General features: G+C 58.4%; 3 protein-coding genes. All 3 read right to left on the bottom strand.

Annotated elements, in window-relative coordinates; all coding sequences use genetic code 11:
* A partial coding sequence (locus ACSSVV_RS20795; protein WP_454106951.1) for a zinc metalloprotease HtpX occupies nucleotides 1–889 on the bottom strand: 889 nt, incomplete at its 3' end.
* Entirely contained in the window at nucleotides 876–1,367 is a 492-nt protein-coding gene (locus ACSSVV_RS20790; protein WP_011786801.1) for a phosphate-starvation-inducible PsiE family protein, read from the bottom strand. The genes ACSSVV_RS20795 and ACSSVV_RS20790, both read right to left, overlap by 14 nt.
* Before the next feature lie 102 nt (nucleotides 1,368–1,469).
* Nucleotides 1,470–4,073 (bottom strand): EAL domain-containing protein, encoded by a 2,604-nt coding sequence (locus ACSSVV_RS20785; RefSeq protein ID WP_454106950.1) that lies wholly within the window; start codon nucleotides 4,071–4,073, stop codon nucleotides 1,470–1,472.
* Between the last annotated feature and the right edge of the window lie 150 nt (nucleotides 4,074–4,223).

The following is a 4,223-nucleotide window of genomic DNA, read 5'->3' as shown; positions in this document are numbered from 1 at the left end:
GGAACGGCAGGGTCTGCGATGACTGAGGCGCCAACTCCATCAGGCGCGCGATACGATCCTCTGTCGTCGGATGCGTGCGCAACCAGGACGGTTCGGGATTGCCCCAACCGGGCAACATCCAGGCGCGCCACGAGCGGCTCACCCGTTCGATCTTCGCCAGCGCCGAGGCGAGTCCGTGCGGATCCCCCGTCAGCTCTACGGCCATCCGGTCGGCATCGAACTCTCGCACGCGTGACAGGCCCAACTGCGCGAGCAGTGCCAGTTGCGGCGAAGCGGCCAACAGCAGTAAGCCAAGCCAGTTAATTTCTACGGTACCGGCCAACAGCGCCGGCATACTGATCAGGAGCGTAATCTGACCCAGCAATGCCAGCAGGCTCGTGAGCCGGCTGATCGAATCAGCCAGACCCATGACACGCAGATCGTCTTGAGCGATGTGCGCGACCTCATGCGCCAGCACGGCTTGCAGTTCCCGGATACTCAGGCTGCGGAGCAGGCCATCAGTGAGGGCAATAGAGGCATGGCGTCGCGAACCAGTAGCAAAAGCGTTGACGATGCCGCTGGGCACATAGTGGGGAACCGGCGTATTCGGTAATCCGGCGCGCACGGCCAACTCCCGCAACAGCGACCAGATTGCGGGGGCTTCCTGGTAATGCAAGGGACGGGCGCCATAGAGGCGCAAGGTCATCGCAGGGGCGGCGACAGGCTCGATCAGCAGGGTCAATGCGCAGGTTGCCAGTGCCAGCCAAAGGCCAATCTCGCCGAACAGCAGACTACCAGCGGTTGCTGCGATCCCCACCAGGGTCAAAACCAGCAGCGCGGTTTGAAAGCGATTGAGCCAGCGGTGCCTCGACCTGGCATCGTGTCGATCGTCTAGACTATAAAGAGCCATGGTCCAATTGCTCGCTCATCCGGTCGTCGCGTTCACGCATGAGCCAATAGGTCAGACCCAAGGCCAGTATCGTCCCCGCCAGGGCGGCCACTTTGGCAGGATCAACGTCAGGGCCAAGGATGATGAACTTGCGGGCCAGTGCCAGGATCGCGATCAGAATGACGGTCTTGACCTGGATGATGCTTTCCTTACGCAGCGCCACTCTGACGATCGAATGTTTGAATTCCATCGCGATCAGGAGCGTCATGATCATGCCGAACACATTCTGGAATACCTTGTGATCCAGGGGATTGAAGGCATCGAGGACCAGCAGCGTGAAGACGATAGCGATGAGCTGGAACAGCGACACCACGATGATGACGGCAATTACCGCTGACAGAACGAGGGCGACGACCTGCTCGAAGCGCTCGTAAACCGTCATCAGCCGCCACTGGGAGCGCATCTCGTCAAGGGTCGTGTGGCCAGGTTCTTTAGGCATAAGCGTTGCTCTCTCTTTCAATGAAACGTTAATGGAACGGGGAGTGCGAGAAGACGACTCGATCAGCCTTTTGCACGTCAACCCTTTGTCCCGTGCATGGCATCAAGCCGGCTTCTGGTCTGGCGGCAGCAATCCCAGCAGATCCGCCTGCAAATGTTGCAACTTGTCGATGCCAGCCCTCAATGCCTCGACACGGCCGGCATTTTTCATTTCACTCAGGGTGTTCGCTAACTGCTGGATGCTCTGATGCAGGACATCGACCTGATCATCAGGGTCCTTGCCGAAGAACGTAGGGCGGCCACTTTGATCCCGCCAGTATTGGAGTGCTTCGGGTTGAGGCGGCACTTGGGTCTTACCTGACAGATAGTCGATCATCTGGGAAATCCAGACCCGGTGGTCGGCGTATGTGAACGGCACGGGCAGCGCGGAGCGACTGTCAGGTTTGAATCCCTTCCAGGATAAGGGTACCTGCCAGGTGTGTAGCCATTGCTCGAATTCATGCGCCGGCATCGGATGCCCGATGGCATAACCCTGGCCCCACTCGCATCCCAGACGCAGCAGCATTTCACCATGCTGAATGGATTCGACTCCCTCCGCGATGCAGTTTCTGCCAAACGACCTTGCCAGTGCCAGTAGCGCATCCAGGATGGCGATATCGTCCGGATCCTCGAGCATGTCGCGTATAAACCCCTGGTCGATCTTGAGCAGGTACGCGGGCAGGCGCTTCAGATAGGTCAGCGATGAATAGCCGCTGCCGAAATCGTCGAGGGCAAAACGCAATCCCATCCTCCCGCACTGGGCCATCAACTGAGACACCTGAACGAAGTCCTCCACGGCGCTGGTTTCGAGGATTTCCAGTTCAAGGTCTTGCGGCCGGGCGCCGGGATGTCGTGACAACATACCCCGTAGATGCATGATGAAGTCCGGTTGCAGCAAGTGTCGCGCACCGATATTCACGCTGATCGGGACATGTAGGCCGGCCTTGCGCCAAACTTCGATCTGGGTCAGCGCAGCCTCGATGGTCCATTCCCCCACGTCAATCCCGAGCGGATGGTTCTCAATGATGGGTATGAAGGAGGCAGGAGATAACAAGCCACGCGTCGGATGTTGCCAGCGGATCAAGGCTTCGGCGCCCAGCACCTCACCGGTGCGCATGTTGACCTTAGGTTGGTAATAAAGCAGAAACTGCCCATTGGCAAGTGCATTCTCTATGCTGTCAAATCCTTCGTGACGGGTGCGCAGCGTACAATCCTTCTCCGTATCGAAAACGTGATATCGATTCTTGCCGGCTTGCTTGGCACGATACATAGCCTGATCTGCCTGCCGCAGCAGTTGGTCGGCGTCGATATCTTCGCCTTGCGGGTAATAGCTCACACCGATACTCGCGCTCACCTCGCACAGTGCGTCACCAATCGGTACGGGCTGTGAAGCCACCTCGATCAGGCGCTCGAGAATCGGTACGCTGACGGAACTATCCGGCAGGTCGACCAGAATAGCGACAAACTCATCACCACCAAGGCGGGCCAAGGTATCGTCTTCGCGCAACACCTGCGTCATACGCCTGGACAGGACGGAAAGCAATTTGTCGCCGACTGCGTGGCCGTGCTGGTCGTTGACCTTCTTGAATCCATCCAGATCGATGAAGACAACCGCCAGGTGCATGCCACGCCGCCGTGTCTGACGAATGGCCTGCTTAAGGCGGTCTCCAAGCAATAGTCGATTGGGCAAGCCGGTGAGCAGGTCGTAATGAGCAACGCGTTCAAGCTGTTGCTGGTTCTCCTTCAGCGCTGTGATGTCGGAAAACATGGCGGCGTAATGCTCGATATTGCCCCGCATATCCGGGACCGCACTGATCGTCAGCAGCGCGGCAAACTGACTGCCGTTCTTGCGTCGGCACCAGAGCTCTCCGTGCCAATAGTCGTGCTCACGTAGAGCCTGCCCAACGGTCTGATAGAACTCATCGTCATAGCGATCGGACTCGAGCAGACGAGGTGTCTGACCCACTACTTCCTCCCGCGCATAACCAGTGATCACGGTAAACGCCCGATTGACGTTGACAATGTGGCCTTGAGTGTCCGTAACGAGGATGCCCTCTCCTGCGTGCTCAAAAACTGTAGCCGCAAGGCGAAGCTCTTCCGCGGATCTTCTGCGTGAGGTGACATCATGGATATAGCCGTGCCAGAGGATGCTCCCATCAGGCATGGCTTCAGGCGACGCCTCGCCTTCGACCCAGATCACCCGACCGTCTGGAAACTGCACCCGGTACTCGTCATGCCAAAGCGCGAGTGACTGCCCCGACGCCTGTATGGTTTCATGCACACGGTCGCGGTCTTCAGGATGGAGCGCAGCGAACGCAGGAGTGGCATCTTCAACAACATCCTCCGGTGCAACCCCGTATATTTCCCGTATCTTCGCGCTGGCATAAGGGAAGTGCGAGCTGCCGTCCGGACGAAGACGGTATTGGTAAAGCATACCGGGAACGTGGCTGGCCAACTCTTCTCGCTGTAGGCGCATAGAGTTCAGCGCCTGCTCGACCCTCTTGAGATCGGTGATGTCCTCTACCGTCGCTGTGGTCAGCTCGATGGGTTCTCCGGTGAACAGCGGGTGCTGGCACCGCCCGCAATTGGGCTTCTCTGCCAACTTGTTGGCTGGCACGCCATTGATGGATTGGCAGTGTGGGCAGACGATATGAAGTCTGTCACTCATTAGGGGCTCCCTGAGACACAGAGGAAGCAATGGCTCCGGCAGTTGGACCACTGTGACATGGGGATTCGAGCTGTAGCCCTTGCGTCAGTTGCCGGATGCTGTATTCATCCAGCGTTTCCCGTGCGAGCAGTTCGCGCGCGCACCGCTCCA

This window comes from Marinobacter sp. MBR-105, assembly GCF_053628895.1.
The sequence above is the reverse complement of the archived record's forward strand: the minus strand, read 5'-3'. Positions and strand labels throughout refer to the sequence as shown.

Bases quoted from the DNA above. Each gene is read 5' to 3' on its own strand.
- ACSSVV_RS20790 (WP_011786801.1), bottom strand. From the start codon at position 1,367: ATGCCTAAAGAACCTGGCCACACGACCCTTGACGAGATGCGCTCCCAG.
- ACSSVV_RS20785 (WP_454106950.1), bottom strand. From the start codon at position 4,073: ATGAGTGACAGACTTCATATCGTCTGCCCACACTGCCAATCCATCAAT.